21 protein-coding genes and 1 tRNA gene are annotated in these 22505 nt (G+C 64.2%); 13 read left to right on the top strand and 9 right to left on the bottom strand.

Translation table 11 applies throughout. The features are described from left to right. The coding region (locus QZS21_RS02895; protein ID WP_295580039.1) for a leucine-rich repeat protein at positions 1-817 on the bottom strand (817 nt) is incomplete at its 3' end. Positions 818-983: 166 nt separating this feature from the next. On the opposite strand from QZS21_RS02895, the gene QZS21_RS02890 reads away from it, so the two are divergent. The 13 genes from QZS21_RS02890 (at position 984) to QZS21_RS02830 (ending at position 13927) form a co-directional block, all read left to right on the top strand. Continuing rightward, positions 984-1358: a Lin0512 family protein gene (locus tag QZS21_RS02890; protein WP_295580038.1), complete on the top strand. Its 375-nt coding sequence runs from the start codon at positions 984-986 to the stop codon at positions 1356-1358. A 268-nt stretch (positions 1359-1626) separates the two neighbouring features. Beyond that, complete coding sequence (locus tag QZS21_RS02885; RefSeq protein ID WP_295580037.1) at positions 1627-3291, top strand: FAD-binding protein; 1665 nt, start codon at positions 1627-1629, stop codon at positions 3289-3291. A 180-nt stretch (positions 3292-3471) separates the two neighbouring features. Beyond that, a complete protein-coding gene (locus QZS21_RS02880; RefSeq protein ID WP_295580036.1) occupies positions 3472-4242 on the top strand; it encodes an IclR family transcriptional regulator in 771 nt (256 codons plus the stop codon). Positions 4243-4456: 214 nt separating this feature from the next. Then, entirely contained in the window at positions 4457-5644 is a 1188-nt protein-coding gene (locus QZS21_RS02875) for a CaiB/BaiF CoA-transferase family protein (RefSeq protein ID WP_295580035.1), read from the top strand. A gap of 73 nt (positions 5645-5717) precedes the next feature. Further along, entirely contained in the window at positions 5718-6809 is a 1092-nt protein-coding gene (gene dctP / locus QZS21_RS02870) for a TRAP transporter substrate-binding protein (protein ID WP_295580034.1), read from the top strand. 70 nt (positions 6810-6879) lie between these two features. After that, positions 6880-7419, top strand: a complete 540-nt coding sequence (locus QZS21_RS02865) for a TRAP transporter small permease subunit (protein WP_295580033.1) — start codon at positions 6880-6882, stop codon at positions 7417-7419. Continuing rightward, positions 7420-8727, top strand: a complete 1308-nt coding sequence (locus tag QZS21_RS02860) for a TRAP transporter large permease subunit (RefSeq protein ID WP_295580032.1) — start codon at positions 7420-7422, stop codon at positions 8725-8727. 19 nt (positions 8728-8746) lie between these two features. Further along, entirely contained in the window at positions 8747-10270 is a 1524-nt protein-coding gene (locus tag QZS21_RS02855) for a CoA-transferase (RefSeq protein ID WP_295580031.1), read from the top strand. Positions 10271-10288: 18 nt separating this feature from the next. Continuing rightward, entirely contained in the window at positions 10289-10756 is a 468-nt protein-coding gene (locus QZS21_RS02850; protein WP_295580026.1) for a MaoC/PaaZ C-terminal domain-containing protein, read from the top strand. A gap of 11 nt (positions 10757-10767) precedes the next feature. After that, on the top strand, positions 10768-11760 hold the full coding sequence (locus QZS21_RS02845; protein ID WP_295580022.1) for an aldo/keto reductase: 993 nt from the start codon (positions 10768-10770) through the stop codon (positions 11758-11760). Positions 11761-11815: 55 nt separating this feature from the next. Continuing rightward, positions 11816-12235 carry a MaoC family dehydratase gene (locus QZS21_RS02840; RefSeq protein WP_295580016.1) on the top strand — a complete coding sequence of 140 codons (420 nt, stop codon included), beginning with the start codon at positions 11816-11818 and terminating at the stop codon, positions 12233-12235. Between the two features lie 135 nt (positions 12236-12370). Beyond that, positions 12371-12446: transfer RNA gene (locus QZS21_RS02835), tRNA-Ala, on the top strand. A gap of 221 nt (positions 12447-12667) precedes the next feature. After that, complete coding sequence (locus tag QZS21_RS02830) at positions 12668-13927, top strand: hypothetical protein (RefSeq protein WP_295580010.1); 1260 nt, start codon at positions 12668-12670, stop codon at positions 13925-13927. 252 nt (positions 13928-14179) lie between these two features. Here QZS21_RS02830 and QZS21_RS02825 read toward each other — a convergent pair whose 3' ends face one another. From QZS21_RS02825 to QZS21_RS02790, 8 genes are all read right to left on the bottom strand, one after another. After that, complete coding sequence (locus QZS21_RS02825; RefSeq protein ID WP_295580008.1) at positions 14180-15091, bottom strand: M15 family metallopeptidase; 912 nt, start codon at positions 15089-15091, stop codon at positions 14180-14182. Between the two features lie 84 nt (positions 15092-15175). Then, complete coding sequence (locus QZS21_RS02820; protein WP_295580006.1) at positions 15176-15922, bottom strand: hypothetical protein; 747 nt, start codon at positions 15920-15922, stop codon at positions 15176-15178. Further along, the gene (locus QZS21_RS02815; RefSeq protein WP_295580004.1) at positions 15919-17328 is read right to left on the bottom strand and encodes a HAMP domain-containing sensor histidine kinase; all 1410 of its coding nucleotides are present in this window, start codon (positions 17326-17328) and stop codon (positions 15919-15921) included. Before QZS21_RS02815 ends, QZS21_RS02820 begins: the two co-directional genes overlap by 4 nt. Before the next feature lie 3 nt (positions 17329-17331). Further along, on the bottom strand, positions 17332-17988 hold the full coding sequence (locus QZS21_RS02810) for a response regulator transcription factor (RefSeq protein ID WP_295580001.1): 657 nt from the start codon (positions 17986-17988) through the stop codon (positions 17332-17334). Between the two features lie 226 nt (positions 17989-18214). Further along, entirely contained in the window at positions 18215-18925 is a 711-nt protein-coding gene (locus QZS21_RS02805) for a carboxylesterase (RefSeq protein ID WP_295579999.1), read from the bottom strand. A 17-nt stretch (positions 18926-18942) separates the two neighbouring features. Then, positions 18943-19746 (bottom strand): peroxide stress protein YaaA, encoded by an 804-nt coding sequence (yaaA, locus tag QZS21_RS02800; protein WP_295579996.1) that lies wholly within the window; start codon positions 19744-19746, stop codon positions 18943-18945. Between the two features lie 47 nt (positions 19747-19793). Beyond that, positions 19794-20027: a hypothetical protein gene (locus QZS21_RS02795; protein ID WP_295579990.1), complete on the bottom strand. Its 234-nt coding sequence runs from the start codon at positions 20025-20027 to the stop codon at positions 19794-19796. Between the two features lie 282 nt (positions 20028-20309). Further along, entirely contained in the window at positions 20310-22106 is a 1797-nt protein-coding gene (locus QZS21_RS02790; protein ID WP_295579986.1) for a glycerophosphodiester phosphodiesterase family protein, read from the bottom strand. Between the last annotated feature and the right edge of the window lie 399 nt (positions 22107-22505).

Raw genomic sequence — 22505 nt, 5'->3', positions numbered from 1 at the left:
CCCCTACCAGCCACGCCACCGCCGCCTCCGCCCGGCTCTTCAGATACCCCAGGTATCCAGCCGCCGCCTTCTCCGTCAGCTCCACCGGGTACTGCAACCGGTACCACGCCAGACGCAGCGCCGTCTCCTCGTCGTAGTCCCGGCGCAGATACTCCGGCCACAGGTTGTCGAAGTCCTTCAGGTTCAGCCGCTTTCGCTGGAAGCAGCCGTGGTAGAGATACCCGGCGCCGGAAATGTGGTACTGGAACTGGACGGCCTGGGCAATGAAGTCCTCCTCCTCCGTCTCCTCGTACTCCGGGAAGATCAGCCGGGTCACGGAGCCGTCGGGATTGTACACGGTCACGTCCAGTTCCCGGCTCAGCTCCGCCACGAAGTAGGCCATGGCGGCCCCCTGCTCCCCGGTCCGGGTGAGGTAGAACCGGTTCAGGGACCGGCAGTTTGTCAGCACGCCGCCGCCCCAGTAGTCCACCGCGTCGTGGAGCCGGAGGGCGGCCAGATTGCCGCAGTTGGAAAACGCGTAGTCCCCCACCCGCCGCAGCGTGGCCGGCAGCGTCAAATCCGTCAAACTCCGGTTGTCCCACACCGCGCCGCTCTCCGGCAGGCCGCAGGTGAGCTCCACCGCCTCCCCCTCCGCCGCCCGGGCCAGCGGGCTGAGGGCGTGGGGGCCCAGGGCCGTCACCGGCAGGCCGAACAGCGTCTCCGGCAGCACGGCCCGCTCATCACAGGTCATCGCCCGCAGCAGCGTGACCCCCTCCGCCTCCCGGCGGACCGTCAGCTTCCAATTGCTGGCTCCGCTTCTCACTTCCATCGCATCCATACCATTCGACAACACCTTTACCACGTTCTCTTCCGCCGCGTCCGCCGCCACTCCCCGCCCGGCTGCTTTTCCGCGGCCGGCGGCCGATAGGGCTTGACATCGGCCTGCAATTATGGATAATTAGGTTCAACCCCGCACAATTCTGCTGAAATGGAGGGAGTTCACTTTGAAGGGGTTTATCATTGAGTTCGGAACGGGCATCGACCTGCACGGCGCCGACCCGACCAAGGCGGCGAAACGGGCCATCGACGACGCCATCCACCGCAGCTGCCTGTGCGGCCTCCCGGACTACGCCCAGCGCCGGGACCTGGGCGACGTGGTCATCACCGTGCAAATCGCATGTCCCCATCCCGCGTCCGTGGACCAGGCCGCCATCCGGGAGCACTTCCCCTTTGGGACCATCGAGGTCTCCTGCGAGGAGGGCGGCCTGCTGGCCCAGGGGACCTACGACGAGGCCCTTGGCCGCCGCACGGAAATCCTGGTGGCCGTGGTCTCCCTGACCGTCTATGTAGGCGGCGCGTCTCCCGCAGCCCAGCCGTAACCGCTTCCCCTCTCAGCATACCCCTGCTTCTTGCCCGCTGACAAGAAGTTTTTTGCGGTTCAATATCACGAACTTAGTTCTTTATCTGCTCACCGCCATCGTATCACAGATATTTCGCGTTTTCAATAGGCTTTTTCACTCCCCCGCGCCCCGGTTCCCTGCGTCGTTGCAGCGGGGCCGGGGGTCCCTAAGCCCATCGCTGCCGGGCAGGGCGGCCCCGCCGGGGCCGTCCCGCCCGCGCAGACTCAACCAATTCTGGAGGCGTCATATGAACGTACAAACCGTAACAGCAGATGTCCTGGTCATCGGAAGCGGCGGCGCCGCGCTGCGGGCGGCGCTAGCCGCCCAGGAGGCCGGCGCGGAGGTGCTGGTGGCCAGCAAGGGCGCCGTGGGAAAGAGCGGCGCAACCTATTTCAGCGTGGCGGAGCTGGGGGCCTTCAACGTCCCGGACGGCGCCATCGACCCCACGGACAACCCGGATGCGTTCTTCCACGACATCATGGATGCCGCCCAGGGCATGGCCGACCCCAAGCTGGCCCGCATCGTGGCCGACGAGGCCATCGAGGCCAAGGACTACCTGGAGAGCCTGGGGATGCAGTACGCCCGCCGGGAGGACGGCGGCTACATGGGTTACCGCGCCTGCTTCTCCCAGAAGGCCCGGTCCCACGTGGTGGAAAACCACTTCAAGCCCATCGTGCGGGTTCTGCGGGAGGAGACCGCCCGGCGGGGCATCCGGACCATGGAGGGCGTCACCATCACCAACCTGGTGGTGCGGGACGGCGTGTGCGCCGGAGCCGTCGGCCTCTGCGGCGGCGAGCTGCTGGCCGTCGACTGCGGCGCCGTCATCATCGCCTGCGGCGGCGCCAGCACCCTCTTCGCCCACAACATGTATCCGGCGGACGTCACCGGCGACGGCTACGCCATGGCCTGCCGGGCCGGGGCCAAGCTCAGCAACATGGAGTTCGTCCAGGCGGGCATCGGCCTGGCCTGGCCCGCCGTCAACCTCTTCGGCAACCAGCTCTGGGAGGCGGCGCCCAAGCTCACCAACGGAGACCACCGGCGCTTCCTCTCCCACTACATCCAGGGCGATTACACGGAGGAGGAGGTCGTGGCCGCAAAGGGCGGCCACTTCCCCTTCAGCGTGCGGGACATCTCCCGCTTTGTGGAGATCGCCGTCCAGCAGGAGATCACCCGCGGCACGCCCACGGCGCGTGGCAACGTCTATCTGGACTTCCTGGACGTGGATTTTGAGGCGCTGTTCTCCAGGCCCAACAGCCAGCTCAAGCCCATGTGGCCCCTGACCTACCAGCGCTTCCAGGAGCTGGGCGTCGACCTCTACCGGGAGAAGATCGAAATCGCCTGCTTCGCCCACGCCATCAACGGCGGCATCCGCATCGACGAGAACGGCGAGAGCACGGTCCCCGGCCTGTACGCCGCCGGCGAGGCCGCCTCCGGCCCCCACGGCGCCGACCGGCTGGGGGGAAATATGTCCGTCACCTGCCAGGTGTTCGGAAAACGCGCCGGCATCGCCGCCGCGCAGCACGCCCGGCGCAGCCGGACCGCCGGCGTCACCGCCGGGGACATCGCCCGGGAACAGGCGTATCTGGGCGCCTTTGGCCGCCTCTCCCAGGCGGAGGCGGACAGCCTGCGCGCCCAGCTCCAAAGCGCCTCCGACGCCGCGCTCCTCATTGTCCGGGACGGCCCCGTGCTGGAGGCGTACCTGCACACCCTGTCCGACCTGGAAGCCCGGCTGCACACCGGCACCGCCGCCGATCCGGTTCCCGTGGAGCGGGTGCTGGAACTGCAAAACCTCATCGACACCGGCCGCATGATCGCCGCCTCCGCACTGGCCCGCAGGGAGAGCCGCGGCAGCCACTACCGCCGGGATTACCCCCAGACGAACCCGGCGTTCGGGGAGATGCTGACGATCTAAACCGCGGTTTTGTGCAATCCGCACAAGCGGCACCGCATTTTTTCGGCGGCCATTATTCCTTTTTTCTTGACAAAATTTGCGGAAGGCGTTACACTGGTCTCACATACAGAAATGTGTGGTAGTTTTTTTGATTTCCCCTGCGAACCAAGTTCGTGATTACAACCCACCAGGAGTACACACATGCGGGATTATTCTGTCTCTTCCATCGTCAAGGCCGTCGAGGTCCTGGAATATCTGAAGGTGCAAAAGACCGCCACCTTCTCCCAGATCCAGGTCAACCTGGGCTACGCCAAGTCCAGCGCCTATCAGATTCTGAAAACGCTGGAGAGCCTGCATCTGGTCTCCATCAACCAGTACGGGGAGTACGCCCTGGGCTACAAGCTCTTCGAGCTGGGCAACGCCTTCGGCCAGAACATCGGCTGGCGGAGCATCATCGCCCCCTATATCCGGCAATTGGGAGAGGAGACCGGCCTGACCGTCCACGTCTCCATCCTGACCAGCAACTACGAGGGCATCTGCATCGAAAAAATCCCCGGCAAGGTCTTCACCATGCAGCTGACCGAGATCGGCGCCCCCCTGCAAATGCATACCAGCGCCTCCGGCAAGGTCCTTCTGGCCTGGCAGAGCCCGGAGGTGCAGATGCAGATTCTCCGCAACCTCACCTATCAGAAGTTCACGGACCACAGCATCACCTCCAAGGAGGACCTGGCCGTGGAGCTGCTGCGGGTGCGCCAACGAGGCTACGCCTGCGACGACCAGGAGAGCGAGGAGAACTGCCGCGGCGTAGCGGCCCCGCTCTTCGCCTGCGACGGCAGCTTCCTGGCCGGCGTCAGCATCGGCGCCCCCATTATCCTGATGACCCAGGAGCAGATGCCCCACTACGCCCAGGTGCTCCAGTCCTACCTGGCCAAAATGTCTCCCCTGCTGAACCCCGGCCATACCGGCTTTTGAGGCGGCGGGCGTTTTGGCGCTCTATTTTACGAACTAAGTTCGTAATTTTGAACCATTCATTCCGCCGTCTCCGGCACCTCTCCGCATGCTCTCACCGAAGAGGATGCGGCCCTTCTTTCCATTTGATTGCGAACTAGTTTCGTATATATGAACCACCGTAATTCCAAGGCGTCTTCCCTTCCAACCACTCCCATCCATCAAAGGAGAATGTACCATGCTTGAGAATTTGAAAGTACTGGCGTTTACCCACTACCTGCAAGGCCCCTCCTGCGCGCAGATGTTCGGCGACCTGGGCGCCGACGTCATCAAGGTGGAATCCCCCAAGGGCGCCTTCGAGCGCAGCTGGTCCGGTCCGGACTCCTTCGTAAACGGCGTGAGCGTGTTCTTCATGCTGGCCAACCGGAACATGCGCTCCATCGCCGTCAACCTGAAATCTGAGGAGGGCAAGCGGATCATCTACGAGCTGGTCCGCGACTACGACATCGTCATTGAGAACTTCCGCCCCGGCGTCATGGAAAAGCTGGGCTTCGGGTACGAGGCGTTGAAGGCGCGCAATCCCCGGGTGATCTACTGCTCCCTCAGCGGCTTCGGCTCCACTGGCCCCTACAAGGACCGCCCCGGCCAGGACCTGCTGGCCCAGAGCATGGGCGGCATCGTGGACATGACGGGAACCGGGCGGCCCAGCCCCGTGGGCACCTCCTTTGCCGACGCCCACAGCGCCACCCTGGCGGCGGTGGGCATCCTGGCGGCGGTGAACCACCGCCAGCTCACCGGCGAGGGCCACAAAATCGACGTCAACCTGGTGGAATCCGTCCTGAATCTGCAGATGGAGCCCTACGCATACTACCTAAACACCCCCGAGAAGCTGTGGCCCACCCAGCTCTCCACGGGCCTGGCCAACCGCTTCCAGAGCTCCCCCTACGGCGTCTACGAGACCCAGGACGGCTACATCTCCATCTCCCTGTGCAAACACGCCGACATGGTGGCGGTGCTGGAGCCGGGCTGTCTGGACGGCTTCACCGAGCAGGACGCCTTCACCCGCCGGGACGCCTACGACGCCGTGGTGGCAGCGCAGCTCAAAAAGAAAACCACGGACGAGTGGTGCCGCCTCTTCACCCAGCAGGGCATCTGGCACATCAAGCCCTATACGTATCAGGACATCGAAAACGACCCCCAGGTGCAGTGGAACAAGAGCATCCTCACCCTCCACCACCCCGTGGCCGGCGACGTGCGGGTTTTGAACCACCCCATCAAGTACGACGGGGAATCCACGCCGCTGCGCAGAAATCCGCCGGCCAAGGGCGCCGACACCCGGGAGGTCCTCTCCCAGCTGGGCTACACGGACCAGGCGGTGGAGGAACTGCGCCGCCAGGGCGTCCTCACCTGGGACGACCCCGTGTGACCCCCCTTCCCCCGTTTATCTCCGCCCTCTGCGAACGGCGGCGAATAAAATAATCATTTGAAGGAGAACAGAAATGAAGAAGCTTGCGATCATCCTTGCGGCGGCCCTCACCCTGTCCACCCTGACTGCCTGCGGCTCCAAATCCGGCCCCGAGGCTCCGCCCTCCGACGGCGCGCCCGGCGACGCCCAGCCCAAAATCACCTGGCGGGCCCAGTCCGTCGAGACCTCCGGCACCGAGCGCCAGAACTGTGTGGAGCACTTCGCCCAATTGGTCAGCGACGCCACCGGCGGCAACTTCACCATCGAGGTCTTCTCCGCCGGCACCCTGTACGGCCAGGAGGACCTGGTGGAGGCGGTGAACAACGGCGTGACGGAGTGCGCCTTCACCTCCAACGACTACCACTCCGGCATTGAGCCGATGCTGAAGCTGGCGGCCTTCCGCAGCTCCGACCTGTGGAACGACAAGGAGCTGGACGAGACCTTCCTGGCCATGTACGAGCCCCTTGTGAAGGAGGCCTATGACAAGATGGGCCTGGTTTACGTAGGCAATGTGCTGGACCTGCCCGGCGAGTGCTTCATGTCCAACGTGAAAATCCAGACCATCGACGACTTCCAGGGCGTCCTGATCCGCAGCGGCGGCCTGGGCCAGGAGCTGTACAGCGCCCTGGGCGCCTCCGTGGTCTCCATGCCCATGGGCGACGTGTACTCCGCCGCCAAGCTGGGCACCATCGACGCCTTTGAGGTGGGCGGCTACGCCGACAACTACGGCAACGCCCTCCACGAGGTCTGCAAGTACGTCGTGGAGCCCACCCCCCACTCCACCTCCGGCGTCGAGGTGGGCAACCTGGTGGTCAACGCCAAGGCCTACAACGCCCTGCCCGACGAGTACAAGCAGATTCTCGCCGACTGCTGCAAGGAAAACCGCGCCTACACCTTCGACCGCCTGACCGAGGCCGCCGCCGAGGCCCGGGAGATCATCCTGGACGGCGGCGTGGAGTGCATCACGCTCTCCGACGAGGACTTCACCACCATCAAGTCCATCGCCGCCGAGACGCTGCAGGGCTACTGGGGCCAGTCCGACCTGACCGACCAGTTCCTGACGCTGTACGTGGAGTTCCTGACCGACAACGGCTATCCCGACGTGGCCGCCAAGGTCCAGAAATAACCCGCCGCCCGGAACCGCGTGTGCCGCCTGAACGCGCTTCAGGCGGCACATTCAAAAAGGAGGAATCCCTTTGAAAATTTTGGACCGCATCAAGCACGGGCTTGATACCTTCGGCAAATACTGGGCGCTGGTCATCGTCATTCTGTTCATCCTCCCGGCCTTTGAGGCGCTGGTCATGCGCTATACTCTCAACCGGCCCACCATCTGGTCCCAGGAGCTGTGCTGCATGATCTTCGGCGCCTACTTCATGATCGGCGGCGCCTACGGCGAGGCCTGCCACGCCCACGTGGCCATGGATCTGTTCTACGTGAAGTACCGGGGCATCGTCAAGATGCTGGCCGACACCCTGGCCATCTTCGCCTGCGGGCTGTTCTGCGTGGTGCTGATCGTCCGGGGCGGCTCCGCCTTCCTCAATACCCTCTCCATCGGCCAGCGCTCCGACAGCCTGTGGGCGCCCTACCTCTGGCCCATCCGGCTGTGCATCCCCGTGGGCTCCTTCTTGCTCCTGGTCCGCTCCTTCATCGTCTACCTGGAGAAGATGCAGGACTCCATCCGCTACCTGCGCGAACACCGCGGGGAACCATCCAAGAAAAAGGGAGGGTCGCAGTAAATGGAAGCCTATATGCCTCTCATCATGTTCGGCCTGCTGATCGTCCTGCTGGTGATCGGCCTCCCCATCGTCTACGCCCTGTCTCTGGTGGCCATCGGGACGGCCTTCGTCCTCTGGGGCCCCGGCAGTATCTACGCCATCATCACCTCCACCATCGCCACCATGAACAACTGGAACCTGCTGGCCACGCCCCTGTTCACGTTCATGTCGCTGATGCTGTTTGAGGCAGGCATTGTGGAGGACCTGTACGAGGCCTTCTACAGCCTCACCGCCAAGGTCCGGGGCGGCCTGGCCATGTGCACCATCGCGGTGGGCGCCCTGATGGGCGCCATGACCGGCGTGGTGGCCGGCACCGTCATCGCCCTCACCACCATCGCCCTGCCCCAGATGCTGAAATACAAATACGACGAAAAGGTGTCCATGGGCGCCGTGCTCTCCGGCGGCACGCTGGGCCAGCTGATTCCCCCCAGCACCAACATGATCGTCTACGGCACCATGACCGGCGTCTCCGTGGGCGGCCTGTTCGCCGGGGGCATGAGCGCCGGCATTGTGCTGGCCCTGCTGTACTGTGTGTACATCGCCATTCGCTGCGCGATGAACAAGGACCTCTGCCCGGTGATGCCGGAGGAGGACCGCAAGGGCCTGAAGGACACGCTGCTGGGCCTGAAAAAGGTCTTCTGGCCCTGTGTGCTGATCGTCGTGGTGCTGGGCGCCATCTACGCCGGCCTGGCCACCCCCACGGAGGCCGCGGGCGTGGGCTGCGTCGGCGCCGTGGTCATCGCCCTGCTCAACCGCCGGTTCACCTTCCAGCACCTGCTCAACGCCAGCACCGGCACCCTGAAAAATATCGCCATGGTGGGCTTCATCACTCTGGCCGCCTCCTATTTCGGCTCCGTGTTCGTGGCCATCGGCGGCAACAAGTTCGTCGCGGAGGTGGCCTCCATGATCCCCGGCGGCAACTACGGGCTGGTTCTGGCCCTGCTTGCCATCGTGTTCTTCCTGGGCATGTTCATCGACACCATCGCCATCATCGTCATCTGCGCTCCCATCTTCACCCCGCTGATCGTCAGCTACGGCATCGACCCCATGTGGTTTGCCATCTGCTTCATGGTGGCGCTCCAGTGCGGCTACCTGACGCCGCCCTTCGGCTTCTCCCTGTTCTACATGAAGAGCGCCGCGCCGGAGAGCACCCAGCTCAAGACCATCTACCAGTCCTCCCTGCCCTTCATCGGCGTCCAGCTGATCGGCCTTGCCATCTGTATCTTCGCCCCGTCCCTCGTCATGTGGGGCCTCAACATCATGCACTAAGCCAACAGGAGGTCAAAAAATGAGCAAACTCATGAACCGGGTCCAGGCTGCGGAGCTGGTACAGGACCGGGACACCGTCGTGGTGTGCGGCTGTGAAAATCTGCTGCTGCCCGACCGCATTCTCTCCGCCCTGGAGGACCGCTTTGTCGCCACGGGGCACCCCCGGGCGCTGACGGACATCCACCCGGTGATCTACGGGATGGGGGAGAACTGCGGGCTGGAGCACTTTGCCCACGAGGGCTTTCTGGCCCGCGCCATCGGCAGCGGCTTCAGCTATCTGAAGACCTCCCGCACCAGCCGCCTGGTCCGGGAGAATCAGCTGGAGGCGTATGTGGCCCCCATGGGGACCATCTACCGCATGCTCCAGAACATCTCCTGCGGCGAGCCCTACACCCTGACGGACGTGGGCCTGGGCACCTTCGTCGATCCACGGCACGGCGGCGGCAAGTTCAACAGCCGCACCACGGAGGACATTGTGGAGCTGACGGAGCTGGGCGGCCACCCCATGCTCTGCTACCGAAACCCCCAGGTCAACGTGGCCATCATCCGCGCCCACACCTCCGATGAAAACGGCAACCTGGCGCTGGAGCAGGAGCCGGTCAGCCTGGGCATTTACTCCATGGCGGCCGCGGCCAAGGCCTGCGGCGGCAAGGTCATCGCCCAGGTGAGCCGCATCGTCGCCAACGACTCCATCCCCCCCAAGCGGATCGTGGTCCCCGGCATTCTGGTGGACGCGGTGGTTTTGGAGGAGGACGTGCCCCCCTCCGGCGGGGCGCTGAACTACGCCCTCTCCGGTGAGAACCGGATGCCCCTGGGCCAGCTGGAAAACCTGCCCCTGGACATCCGCAAGGTCCTGCTCCGCCGGGCGGCCATGGAGATCGGGCAGCCGCCCAAGACGGTAAACCTGGGCGTGGGCATCCCCGGCTTCCTGCCCCGGATTCTGGTGGAGGAGCACGCCCTGGACGGCATCACCTTCTTCACAGAGCACGGCTCCCTGGGCGGCGTGCCCGGGGACCGGGCCAACTTCGGCACCAACATCAACCCCACCGCCCTGCTGGACCCCACCCAGGTCTTCCAGGCCTTCCGGGGCGGGCTGCTGGACCTGTCCTTCCTGGGCTGCGCCCAGATGGACCGCTTCGGAAACGTCAACGTCAGCAGCTTCAACGGCGTAGTCCCCGGCTGCGGCGGCTTCATCGACATCGCCCACAGGACCAAGCAACTGGTGTTCTGCGGCACCTTCTCCTCCGGCGGCGCGGAGGTGGAGGTCTCCGGCGGGCGCCTGCACATCCGCCGGGAAGGCAAGTTCTTCAAGCTGGTCCCGGAGGTGGAGCAGATCACACTGAACGGCCAGAACGCCCGCAACAAGGGCCAGTCCATCCTCTTCATCACCGAGCGCGCCGTCTTCCGCGCATTGGACGACGGGCTGCACCTGACGGAATACGCCGAGGGCCTGGACCTGGAACGGGACATCCTGTCCCACATCCCGTTTGAAATCACCGTAGACCCGGACTGCAGGCCCATGGCCGCCAGTCTCTTCATTTGAAACAGAGGGAGACCGATTATGTCAATTTATTTGGATGAGTACACCCTGGGCCAAGAGTTTGTCACCCCGGCCCGCACCATTACGGAGGCCGACGTGGTGATGTTCGGCTGCCTGACCGGAGACCTCCACCCCAACCACTTCAACAAGGTGCGCATGGAGCAAGGCGAGTTCGGCCAGCGCCTGGTCCACGGCCTTCTGGGACTGTCCATGGCCCACGGGCTGCTGTTCCAGTTGGACCTCCTGCGGGATTCCTGCATCGCCTTTTTGGGCGTGGAGGACTGGCAGTTCAAAGCCCCCGTCTTCTTCGGGGACACCATTCACTGCAACGTCACCGTGACGGAAATCCGCCCCAGCAAGAGCAAGCCCGACCGGGGCGTGTTGAAGCTGGCCTTCCAGCTCCTCAACCAAAACGGCGCCGTCTGCCAGACCGGCGTAAAGGTTTTGATGATGCACGCCCACCGGCCGGCGGCGCCCTGCGGCGGCTGACGGGAGCGGCCATGGAGAGGAGCACCCTTGGAAAGAGCGGCCTTCTGGTCTCCGGCTTGTCCCTGGGCACCTGGGCCTTCGCAGGCGGCAAGCTCTGGGGCGGCAGCGACGACCAGGCCGCCGTCCGCACCGTCCACTACGCGCTGGAGCACGGCGTCAATCTCGTGGACACCGCGGAGCGGTACGGCGACGGGAAGTCCGAGGAGGTGGTGGGCGAGGCACTGAAGGGCCGCCGGTCCGACGCCGTGCTGGCCACCAAGGTCTACACGGACGCGCTGCGCCGCCAGGACGTCATCGCCCACTGTGAGGCCAGCCTGCGCCGCCTGCAAACGGACTATATCGACCTCTACCAGGTCCACTGGCCCAGCCCCGACATCCCGCTGGAGGAGACCTACGACGCCTTCGAGACGCTGAAGCAGGCGGGGAAAATCCGGGCCAGCGGCATCTGCAACGCCGGGGAGACCTGCGTGCAGTCTCTGAAGACGTCCTATGACGTGGCCATGAACCAGCTCCCCTACTCCCTGCTCTGGCGGGTGGCGGAAAAGCGGATCATCCCCGCCACCGAGCGCATGGGGATTTCCGTGTGGGCTTACTCCCCGCTGGCCCAGGGGCTTTTGACCGGGAAGTTCCGCCGCGTGGAGGACGTCCCCCTCAGCCGCCGGGAGACCCGCTTTTACAGCAGCGCGTGGGGACAGGGCCGCCACAGCGACCCGGGCTTTGAGCGGGAAATCTTCGCCTTTCTCGATATTTTGGCATCTCTTTGCGAAAAAAACGGCTTCACCCCCGCGGAAATCGCCATGAACTTCCTCAAACGTCGCCAGTGCGTCAAAAGCATTCTGGTGGGCGCCCGCTCCCCGCAGCAGATGCAGCAGAACATCGCCGCCTACGAGCGGGAGGTCCCCGGCGGTCTGATGGATGAGATCGAGGGGGCGTCGGAGGCCCTGAAGGCGGCGATGGGCGACAACGCCGATCTGTGGGTCGGAGACGGCGGCCGGTTTTTCTGACCTCCGCCGCGGTCCCCCTCTCAGGGGAAATACAAATGGAAAATGGAGGCTCTCTATGAGCAAACTACAGTTGAACATCGGCGACTCCTTTACGTATAGCAAGACGGTCAGCGAGAGCGACGTGTACCTCTTTGCCGGCATCACCGGGGACTTTCACCCCAACCACGTCAACGAGCAGTATATGAAGCAGTCCGTCTACGGCCAGCGGATCATGCACGGGGCGCTGGGCATCGGCTTCATGTCCGCCGCCTCCTCCGTGGCGCTGGGCGCCCAGAGCATGCGGGCCGTCTCCGCCGGGTACGACCGCATCCGCTTCATCAAACCGGTCTTCCTCGGCGACACCATCACGGTGCGCTATACCATCGAGAGCAAAGACGAGGAGGCCATGAAGACCGTTGCAAAGGTGGAGCTGCTGAACGAAAGCGGCGAGCTGTGCACCGTGGGCAGGCACATCGCCAAGTATTTCGACGACTGACGCCCCACCGCAGGCCCTTTCTCCCCGAATGGTCCCGATTTCTCCAAAATTCCCGAAAAATCAGAATTTCCCTGTTGACAGCAGCGCCATTCCCTGTTATACTATCAACTGTTCCGGCGCGATGCCGAACAGCTCGGGGGTATAGCTCAGCTGGGAGAGCGCTTGACTGGCAGTCAAGAGGTCTGCGGTTCGATCCCGCATATCTCCACCAAATTTTGATAAATCCGAACCTGTTCCAAATTAGGACGGGTTCGGATTTATTGTTTATTGGTACAAAATTGCATTGCACAACAAAGCGATGGCCTGCCCTGGTATTGCGTCGGTGAAGCGTCTCTTTCATAAGTTTAGGAAAAATTGGCAGACAGATTGTTTTCTTCCTTGTGATGTGATAACATAACTATGTCGGATAACATTGTATCAAGAGGAACTATGATGAAAAATCAAAAAATCAGTGCTTCTCATGTGTTTGTTCCCGGTGGTTTTCCTAAAATAACGTATGTGGCGCGAGAAGAATATGGACTCGAAAATCGTGTATGCATGGCAAAAGATAATTTAACCAAACTCATGGTGATTACCGGGCCTACCAAGTCGGGAAAAACCGTCCTTGTAGACAAAATATTTCCGCAAGAATCAGCCATCTGGATTGACGGTGGTATGATCACTGACGAAAATAGTTTTTGGGAGTTAATTGTTGATAAGCTCGATTTATTTACTTCGTTTGAGCGTACGGAGAGCGACAGCAATAGTTCTGGAATTGAGAGCAATTTGTCTTTGGATGGCAACGTCCTTGTCGCAAAAGGCGGGGTACGTGTAAGCGGCAAATCTGATACCAGTTTAACAAGTGGTTATTTGAATGGCAGAAGTGTAAGTGCTAAAACTGTAGCAATCAGCGCATTAAGAACTAGTTTAATCCCACTTGTTGTAGATGATTTTCACTATATTGAGAAACCTACTCAAAAGAGCATTGTCCGCGCTTTAAAAGCGCCAATCATGCACGGACTTCCCGCCATTTTTATTGCTATTCCAAATCGAAAATATGACGCAATAGAAGTGGAACGCGAAATGACAGGTCGAATTGAAAATATTGAAATGCCAATCTGGGAAGAAGACGAATTGGCCGAAATCGCGGTTACCGGCTTTAAGGTGCTCAATGTTCAGGTAAAAAAGTCTCTCATTGATAAGCTGACCCATGCTGCATATGGAAGTCCTTTTTTAATGCAGGAATTTTGCAAAGCATTGTGTGTAAATTCTGAAATTCAAGAGAGCAGCAAGGAAATTCAATATATTTCCGAAAACATTGATGTTACCGATATTTTTGCGGAAATCGCCGAACATAGCGGTCGATCCATGTTTGAAAAATTAAAACGTGGGCCACGGGCAAGAACGGACAGAATATCTCGGCGGCTCATAGACGGTACCACAACGGATATATACGGTGTGGTAATGAATGCGTTAAAATCACTTCAACCCGGGGTAGAGAGTATGCCCTATGATACGTTGCGCGCAAACATCAAAAACATCATGATTGATCAGCCTCCCCAAAAGCACGAAGTCTCACGCGTTCTTGATAAAATTGCGCAGATTTCATACACAGATACTTCTTCAACCAAAGTAATTGATTGGCAAAAAGATAACGATATCATTACAATAACCGACCCATTTTTCGCCTTCTTTTTAAAATGGGCAAGGTAGTACACCTATGCATTCTTTATCTACTTAGACGAATTCATATAAGCATTATGACGGCGGCAGTATGTGTGACATACTGCCGCCGTCATGCGTCTGGAGCTCCGGCCGGAAGCCGCCAGCGCTCCCGCTATGCCTGTGCCAGGTCCTTTCACGGATGTCCCGACCTCTGAGGAAATATCCCGCCTTCCTGCGGCGCTCCCGCCCTCCGGGGGTCTCAGATGCCTTTCTCCGGGCAGTTCGGGTCCTCGCGGCGCGTTATCCCGCCAAGTACTCCTCCAGGCAGAGCCCCTGCTCCGTGATCTCCCGGGCGGCATCCCGGCCCACGTAGCGGTAATGCCAGGGCTCGTAGCCCACGCCGGTCAAGTCGCTCTTCTCCGTGGGGTAGCGGAGGATGAAGCCGTACTCCGCGCAGTGGGCCATCAACCATTTCTGCGCCGGAGTCTCCTCCTGCCCCTCGTCCAGCAGCTGGTAGGAGACGTCCACAATATCCACCGCCAGTCCCGCCTGGTGCTCGCTGGTGCCGGGCCGGGCCACCCAGACGGCGGCCTGGCGCTCCGCCTCCTCCCGGCCATAGCCCTGATTCTGATAAAAGCGGACCTTCCGCTCAAACAGCGACGCCTGCTTGTCCCAGGTGCGGAAGGAGGAGCAGATCAACGGCTGACAGCCCGCCGCCCGGGCGGCGTCCATCATCTCCTGGAGGGCGGGGTAGGCCCGGCTGTCGATGGCATGTCCGTTTTTCAGCTGCTTCAGCTCCGGAACGGCGAAGTCCTCCGCCAGCGGGTGCTCCCCGTTGACCAGCAGCAGCTCCCAGTCCGCGCCGTCATCCGCCGTCTCCGGCTCCCCGGCCGGGGCGGGGCCGGTTGTCGGGGCGGAGCTGGCTGCCGGGGCGGCGGTCACGGGCTCCTCCGGCATCCGGACCGGTTCCCGGAGGGAGAGGCTCACCACCGGCGGCGCGTCCTCCCCGGGGAGGCCGTCCACCGTCTGGACCGCGGCGGCCCGGCCCAGCAGGAAACCGCCGCCGAAGAGAAAGACCCCCGTCAGGGCGGACACCGCCAGGGACACGCGGCGCCTGCGCCGCCGGGCGGCCCTGCGGGCAGGCGGGACGGCCCGTCCCACCGGCGGCATCGGATCGGGCAGGGGAAGAATCCGTTCAGAAAAACTGGTCATATGCATCGCTCCTTTGTATGTTTCTGCCTCCCATTCTCCCACTGCTTCCCATCCAACACGCCTCATTTTTGTATCAAAGTGTCATCATGTGACGGAGATCGCGCTCTTGCCCGGCGAGTCCCCTTCCTCCGCCCAGTCGCAGGGGATCACGCGCACTGTGAGGCCGCTTTGGAAAACCCAGTACGCCGCACCGCCGTCCGACAGGCGGAACAGCGCCTCCTCCCCGCCGGTTCCCTCCAGCCTTCCCGAAAGTCCCAGGCGGCGGAAGAACGCGGCGCCCAACTCCTCCGGTGCCGCCGAGACCGTCTCCGTCAAGTTCTGCTCCATCATCGACAAATCCAGGGACAGCGCCCGACCGCTCTCCCCATCCAGCACCAGGGAGAGGTACCGCTTCCCCTCATGGCCGCTCACCAGAAGGAATTCCGCCCCGGCGAAGCTGTCCGCCGTACAGAGGTACAGCCGCTGGACGCGGAGGACGGGCAGGGTGTCCGGCACGGCCGCCGCCGGGAGCGCGCCGCATTGGACCAGATCCTCCAGCTCCGCACGGACCTGCCGCTCCAGGGCCTCGTCCTCATCGGCGCTCTCCTCCTTCGATTTCCGGAAGGCGGCGAACAGATCCTCCCCCAGATACCACCGGGCCAGGAGGGCCATCCGCTCCTCCAGGGACGGGGGGCGGACGGGCAGGTTGTTGTCCGCCGTCAGCGTCTCGGCGTGAACCGTATGCAGCGCCGCCTCGTCCCCCAGCAGGGACAGCCGCTGGGGCAGAAGCACCGACGAGAACACCACCAGCAGCGTCAGCACCGGCAGCAGCCACGCGTTCCACTTCTTCATTCCGTCTCCCCTCCCCGCAGATGGACGCAGACCCGGGTCCCCCGGCCCACAATGCTCTGAAATTCCAGCTCCCCGCCGTGGAGCGCCACAATCCGGCTGCACACCGCAAGCCCCAGCCCGGCGCCGCCCTGGGCCCGGGCCCGGGACTTGTCCACCATGTAAAAGGCCTCCGTGATGCGGCTGAGCTCCGGGGCGGGAATGCCCTTGCCGCTGTCCGTCACCCGGATGCAGTAGCCCGGCCCCTCTGCCAGTCCCTCCAGCACAATGACCCCGCCGCCGTCCATGGCCTTGCGGGCGTTGTCCAGCAGGTTCAGGCACACCGTCTCCATCAGGTCCGGCTCCAGCGGGACCTTCCCCGGGGCAGCCCGGACCGTCAGGCGGATGCCCACGGCCTCCAGCGAGGGCCGCAGGGTGCCCCCCACCCGCCGCAAAAAGGCGTCCATGGGGACGGGGCGCAGGGCAAAGTCCTGTTTTTCCAGCACGATCAGGTCCATCAGCTTCCGGCTAAGGGCCTCCATCCGCCGCCCCTCCCGGAAGATATAGCCGGCGCTCTCCCGGACCTGCTCCGGCGCGGCGGGGCGGGAGCGCAGCAAGTCCGCGTAGCCGATGATGGAGGTCAGGGGCGTCTTGATCTCATGGGCAAAGCTCTCCGTGAAATCCTCCTGCCGCCGGGCGGCGTCCCGCAGCGCCTGGACCTGGGCCTCCAGCTGGGCGGCCATGGCGTTGAAGTCCGCCGACAGCCGCCCCAGCTCGTCGTCGCTGCGCACCGGTACCCGCTGGTCCAGCGCCCCGGCGGCCATCCGCCTGGTGGCGGCGGAGAGCCGCCCAAGGGGCCGCAGCATCACCGACGTGACGGCCAGGGACAGCGCCCCCACCAGGGCGATGAGGCCCGCCATCAGGTGGGAAAAGGTCTGATACTGCTCCTGCCGGGCGGTGAAAAGGCCGCTCACCTCCCGGCCGTTTTCCAGATACAGCGTGCCGCCGCCCAGCGCCAGGGGACTGGCGGCGTGGAGAAACGTCCGCCCGTCGGCCAGGGGAACCAGCCTCCACCCCCGCTGGCCCTCCCCAAGTCCCCGGGTGAGGGGGGCGGCGTCCATGGGCAGCAGCCCCTTGCTGAGCAGGCTCTCCCCCGCACCGCCGCTGATGCGGAAGGCCACCGTCCCCCTTCCGGTGGTGACCTCCACCCGGCTGAACAGCGCCGCCAGATCCTCCCGCTCCTCCGCGGAACGCAGTTCCAGCTCCCGGGCCAGGGTATAGCGCAGCATATCGTTCTCCTCGTAGAGGGCGGCCACCTCCCGCTCCAGAGAGGAGCGGAACTGCCGGTCGATCAGCACGTAGCCCCCCAGGGAGCAGGCCATGGCGGTGACGATGACCATGCTGCAAAAGACCTTCCAAAACAGCTTCACCGCCTACACCTCCAGCCGGTAGCCGACCTTGTACACCGCCACCAGCCGGGACTCCAGCCCCAGCTTCTTGCGCATCCGCTGGATATGGAGGTCCACCGTCCGGCTTTCCCCCAGGAACTCCTCCCCCCACACCCGCTCGTAGATGCGGTCCCGGTAGAGGGCGATGTTCTTGTTCTGGACGAACAGCAGCAGCAGCTCATACTCCTTGGCGGTGAGGGCCACCGCCTCCCCGCCCCGGCGCACCACCCGGCTGGCGGTGTCGATGGTGATGTCCGGCGGCAGGGAGAGCACCCGCCCCGTCTTTCCGCAGCGGCGGAGCACCGTCTCCACCCGGGCCAGCAGCTCCATCAGCTCAAAGGGCTTGGTGATGTAGTCCTCCGCCCCCAGGCGCAGCCCCTTCACCCGGTCCTGCACCGCCGCCTTGGCGGTGAGAAAGATCACCGGAACCTCCAGCGCCTTGCAGTACTCCAGCACCTCGTAGCCGTCCGCCTTGGGCAGCATGATGTCCAGCAGCACCAGATCAAAGCCGCCCTTCTCCAGGCAGTCCGCCGCCGCCGCGCCGTCGGGTGCCCAGGTGCAGCGGTAGTCCGCCCCGTCCAGGGCCCGGCGGATCAGGTTGGCAATGGGCGCCTCGTCCTCCGCGATGAGAATTTGATTCATGGTCCCACCTCCTGTCCCACAGTCTGCATCCTGCTCCCATCATTTTTGCATCTTCCCCCATCCTAACACGGCGGCGCCCCATGTGCAAGAAAAGACCGTCACCCGGTGGGGACGGGTGACGGTCTTTTCAAGAGAGTTCGTGCCGGCGGTGCAGCATCCGGACCCCCACGCCGATATGGGGCCAATGGCCCGGGCCGGGGCACCGCGGCCCCCGCCGCCTCCCGGTTCATTCCCAGGCGGTGTGGGCCTCCTCCCAGCGCCGCAGCACGTCCAGCTGCTCCGGCGTATGGAACCAGTGCTCCCCGGCCTCCATCACCGTCAGCTCGCAGGCAAAGCGGCGGGCAAAGTCCTCCGCCGTCTCCCAGGCGGTGAGATGGTCCCCGCCGGCGTACAGGATGGCCGTGGGGGTGTCCCAGCGGGTCACCGGGCGGGCGGCGGCATATTGGAGGTAGCGCCAGGACAGCGTCTCGCCGAAGGCGGTGGGAAGCTCCCCCGCCGCCTCCAGCGCCGATTCGCTCACGCCCGCCCAGCCCATCATGTCCCGGATCAGCCGCTCCATATCCAATACCGGCGAGACCAGCAGCGCCCGCTCCAGCTCCGCCCCGCCGAAGGCCAGCAGGGCAAACCAGGCCCCCAGGCTGGTGGCCCGGAGGGCGATCCGCTCCCAGCGGCTCCGGGCGTAGGCCAGCAGGGCCTCCAGCTCCGGCAGCACGTCCCAGGGGGCGAAGGCCGCCGGACCGCCCCGCCGCGCCCCGTGCTCCGGCAAGTCCACCGCCAGCACCTGGGCGCCCTGGGGACAGGCCCGCTCCGCAAAGGCCTCTGCCTCCTCCTTACAGCCGCATTTGCCGTGGAGATACAGCCATACCCGGGGGGACGGCGCCCCGTACACCACGGCGGGGACGCCGCTTTGGGGCAGGGAAACGATCTGCTGTTCCATGGGGGATTCCTCCATCTCTACTCATCTCTCGTCCCGAACCGTTTCGGGCCGCCCGGCGGGAGTGCCTCGTCCCCGCCGGCGTCCCGGAGGAACACGAACGTCCGCGCCCCGGAGTGCGCCGGGGAAAACCGGTAGCCCAGCTCTCCGAAGGCGCGGACCTCCTCCGGCCCGGCAACGCCGTTCTCCGCCAGCCAGCGGACCATCTGGCCCCGGGCCATCTTGCACAGGGTGCCCTTTTCCACCACCCTGCCCGCCCGCAGCTCCCCAAAGACGCAGGTGTACCAGCGGACGTGCTCCGGCAGCCAAGACTCCACCGCCCGGCTGTACTCCCGGGAGGCCAGGTTCAGCACGCAGTCCGTCTCCGCCGCCAGCTGCTCCGCCAGGGCGCCGCCCCAGAAGCCGTACAGGTCGCCGCAGCCGTCCACGGACAGCGGGGCCTGCATCTCCAGGCGGTAGGGCGTCACGCCGTCAAAGGGGCCCAGCAGCCCGTAAAACCCGGAGAGGATGCGCAGATGCTCCCGGAGGTAGGCCAGGTGCCCCCCCTCCATCACCCCCGGCGCCATGTAGCGGTACTGGATGCCCTCGTAGGACAGCACCGCCGGGGTCAGGCGGCGGCGCAGGTCCATCTCCCGCAGGCGCTCCACATTCACCTGGGCGATGGTGTCGTTACACCGCCACAGTTTTTGCAGCGCCTGGGGCTCCATCGCCTGCATGGCCGCCTTCAGCCGCTCCGTCCGGTCCAGAAACCGGGGCAGGCCGCCGACGGGAAAGCCGTCCAGGTCCACCCGCATCCTCTTGGCCGGTGAGATGATGACACGCATCCGCCCTCCTCCTCGTCCACACCTGCGGCCCGCCGGGGCCGCAGCCGTCAGTCCTCCAGCTCGTCCAGCCGGTCCCGCAGCTCCTCCGCCAGATCCTCCAGCACCTCGTGGCGGTCGCCCCAGTCCTCGTAGGCCTCGCTCTCCATGTCCTCCGGCTCCTCCATGTCCAGCGCCTCGATCTGCGCCCGGACGGCGGCCAGCGCCTCCCGCAGCGCCGCCGGGCCCATGCCGTCCAGGTCCGGCTCCTCCGCATAGCGGCTGAACTCCAGTCTATCGGCCATACCATCGCCTCCCGTAATAAGTTGACAGGGCCATTGTACCATATCTCCGGACAAAATACAGGCCCTTTTTCAGCGCCTGGGCGGACGGAGGCGCCAAAAGCCCCCAAGAGCAGGACCAGCATGCGGCCGGTCCTGCTCTTGAGGGGAAGATTTGATGAAAAGAAGTTTTTGTCCCTTGCAAGTATTAGCATACTGGGAAGTTGTTAAGGAAACCAGCCGCAATTATTACAAAAGTCTAAAAAGACGGCAGCGGCAGCGGAATAGGCGGTGCTGGGCCGCCCGTCACGGCGCGCCGGGGTAGAGCAGCCCGGTCAGCGAGTGCAGGAAGTAGTTCCGGTCGGTCACGTTCAGGAAAAAATCCGCCAGGGGCGGGTTGTCCGTCACCAGGCCGTCGGCGCCCATGCGGATGATCTTCCAAATGCTCCCGTCGGAGTTGGCGGTCCAGGCGTAGACCTTTTTTCCCGCGGAATGAAGCTGGGTTACCAACTCGGCGGTCAAAAAGCCGGTCTCCACGCTGTAGCCGTCCACATAGGGCAGATCGTAGCGGCGGGAGACGGCCAGGAGGGTGATATGCACCGTGTCCATTTCCGGGGCGATCTGCTTGCTCTCCCGCAGCAGGGCGGGGTCCATGGAGGCAATGATGCACTGCTCCTCCATTCCCGCGGCGCGGATCTGCGCCACCGTCTGTTCCACCAGTCCGGTCTCGCGGCCAGAGGCCTTCAGCTCAATCATCAGCCGGATGCGGTCCTTGGCCGCCAAGAGCATCTCGTCCAGGGTGGGAATCCGCTCCCCCGCGAATTCCGCGGAGAAATGGGACCCTGCGTCCAGCGTCCGCACCGTGGCGTAATCGGTTTCCCAAACCTTCCGGTTCAGCCCGGCCACCCGCCGGAAGCCGGTGTCGTGAAGAACGATGAGCACGCCGTCCCGGGTCTGCTGCACGTCGATCTCGGCCATGCCGGCCCCCTCCCGGATGGACCACTCCAGCGCGGCCAGCGTGTTCTCCGGCGCGAAGGCGGCCCCCGCCCGGTGGGACACCACCACCATCCCCGCCTGGGGCGCGGCATAGGGATTGCCGCCCAGCTCGGTCTCGCTGAACACCGCCAGCAGGACCAGCGCCGCCGCAGCGGAGAGCACACCGGAGAGAAGGGCCCGCCCGGACCGCCTCGCGCCTGCGGGCGCCGGCCTGGCGCCGCCGCGCTCCCGGTGGTACAGGGCGAGGACCGCGGAAAAAAGCGACACCGGCCCCAGAATGCCCAGCAGCACGCCGCCCATGGCGCTCCACTTCAAATAGTAAAAGGTAAACAGCGCCCTGCCGCCGTCGGGCGCAAAGGCCAGCTTGCTCCTGCCCCAGAGCAGCAGGAGCAGGCCCGCCCACAGCACAAGCGCCGCCAGGAGAAAGGCCAGCACGCAGGCGAGCAGGGCCAGCGCCGTCTTGAGCACCCTCCCCCGCAGCAGCCGCAGGCTCTCCCGCAGGGCGCCCCGGCAGTGGTCGCCGTCCAGAATGACGGCGGGGAAAGCGAAGAGGCAGAAAAACAGCAGCACGTGCAGCGCCGCCATTCCGGCGAGAAAGGCGGCATGCAGCCCCGGCACGCTCCGGATATGCTCCAGGAGAAATTCGGGGATGGGGATGCGCCCCGCAAAGCCGCCGCTCAGCGGCAGGGCGGACAGCCCCATCAGCGGCACCAGCGCCAACAGCACCGGCAGGTTTCGCGGGCGGAAAAGTGCCGTCGCCCGCAAAAGGGCGCGCTTCCACAGGGCCCAGGCGGAAATGGCGCGGCCCTGCCATCCCTCCTCGCAGCAGAGGACCAGCGCCGTAATCTCCAGATAGCGGTAGTAGGCCAAGAGCAGAAATCCGCCCAGAAGCAGCAGTACGCAGAGGGGGCTGCGGAGGACCATGCCGATATTCTGCTGGCCGATCACCGCCACGCCCAGCGCCTGCAGCGCGGTCTCCCGGAACAAATCCCAGAGGCTCCAAAGCAGGAAATACCCGGCGATCTTGCAGGTGATCTCAAACAGCAGCACGGTGGGCCAGTTCCGCAGTCCGGCCCGAAGGCCCGACCCGATCAAAGACTTCCACACGGCGCTCTCCCCCCGTTTTCATCTGGTTTTGCAGGCAATATACCACATTGGAAACAACAGGGATAGTCTTGGCGCATTTTCGCGCAAATATGAGCGGGCGGCCCCCGCCGCGCCCCCATGTGCCGGACCCGGACGGCCATTCCGGCGCCTCCCCCGGCGCCTGGCCGTCCCCCGCGCGCCGGGGAAGCCCCCCACATCCGCGGAACCGCGCCTGCCGGGTGGGGTGTCCTGCGTCCCGCCGGGGAACACCCGACTGTCAAAGCCGGGCTGCCCCGGAGGGGAGGGCTTTCGCGCCGGGACAGCCCGTCTTTTCCCCCAAAACCAGCACCACCCCTGCAAGCGCACCGGGGTGCCGCAACAGGGCCATCCGCACCGCAGCCGTCGATTTCGCCAATTTTT

The sequence above is a fragment of the uncultured Oscillibacter sp. genome, from assembly GCF_900544955.1.
Lineage (GTDB): Bacteria > Bacillota > Clostridia > Oscillospirales > Oscillospiraceae > Oscillibacter.
The sequence above is the reverse complement of the archived record's forward strand: the minus strand, read 5'-3'. Positions and strand labels throughout refer to the sequence as shown.

What these genes read in the sequence shown, in the direction of transcription:
- yaaA (WP_295579996.1), bottom strand. Translation starts at nt 19,746, where the DNA reads ATGCGTGTCATCATCTCACCGGCCAAGAGGATGCGGGTGGACCTGGAC.
- QZS21_RS02860 (WP_295580032.1), top strand. Translation starts at nt 7,420, where the DNA reads ATGGAAGCCTATATGCCTCTCATCATGTTCGGCCTGCTGATCGTCCTG.
- QZS21_RS02845 (WP_295580022.1), top strand. Translation starts at nt 10,768, where the DNA reads ATGGAGAGGAGCACCCTTGGAAAGAGCGGCCTTCTGGTCTCCGGCTTG.
- QZS21_RS02810 (WP_295580001.1), bottom strand. Translation starts at nt 17,988, where the DNA reads ATGAATCAAATTCTCATCGCGGAGGACGAGGCGCCCATTGCCAACCTG.
- QZS21_RS02880 (WP_295580036.1), top strand. Translation starts at nt 3,472, where the DNA reads ATGCGGGATTATTCTGTCTCTTCCATCGTCAAGGCCGTCGAGGTCCTG.
- QZS21_RS02840 (WP_295580016.1), top strand. Translation starts at nt 11,816, where the DNA reads ATGAGCAAACTACAGTTGAACATCGGCGACTCCTTTACGTATAGCAAG.
- QZS21_RS02820 (WP_295580006.1), bottom strand. Translation starts at nt 15,922, where the DNA reads ATGAAGAAGTGGAACGCGTGGCTGCTGCCGGTGCTGACGCTGCTGGTG.
- QZS21_RS02825 (WP_295580008.1), bottom strand. Translation starts at nt 15,091, where the DNA reads ATGACCAGTTTTTCTGAACGGATTCTTCCCCTGCCCGATCCGATGCCG.
- QZS21_RS02805 (WP_295579999.1), bottom strand. Translation starts at nt 18,925, where the DNA reads ATGGAACAGCAGATCGTTTCCCTGCCCCAAAGCGGCGTCCCCGCCGTG.
- QZS21_RS02795 (WP_295579990.1), bottom strand. Translation starts at nt 20,027, where the DNA reads ATGGCCGATAGACTGGAGTTCAGCCGCTATGCGGAGGAGCCGGACCTG.
- QZS21_RS02855 (WP_295580031.1), top strand. Translation starts at nt 8,747, where the DNA reads ATGAGCAAACTCATGAACCGGGTCCAGGCTGCGGAGCTGGTACAGGAC.
- QZS21_RS02830 (WP_295580010.1), top strand. Translation starts at nt 12,668, where the DNA reads ATGAAAAATCAAAAAATCAGTGCTTCTCATGTGTTTGTTCCCGGTGGT.
- QZS21_RS02850 (WP_295580026.1), top strand. Translation starts at nt 10,289, where the DNA reads ATGTCAATTTATTTGGATGAGTACACCCTGGGCCAAGAGTTTGTCACC.
- dctP (WP_295580034.1), top strand. Translation starts at nt 5,718, where the DNA reads ATGAAGAAGCTTGCGATCATCCTTGCGGCGGCCCTCACCCTGTCCACC.
- QZS21_RS02885 (WP_295580037.1), top strand. Translation starts at nt 1,627, where the DNA reads ATGAACGTACAAACCGTAACAGCAGATGTCCTGGTCATCGGAAGCGGC.
- QZS21_RS02875 (WP_295580035.1), top strand. Translation starts at nt 4,457, where the DNA reads ATGCTTGAGAATTTGAAAGTACTGGCGTTTACCCACTACCTGCAAGGC.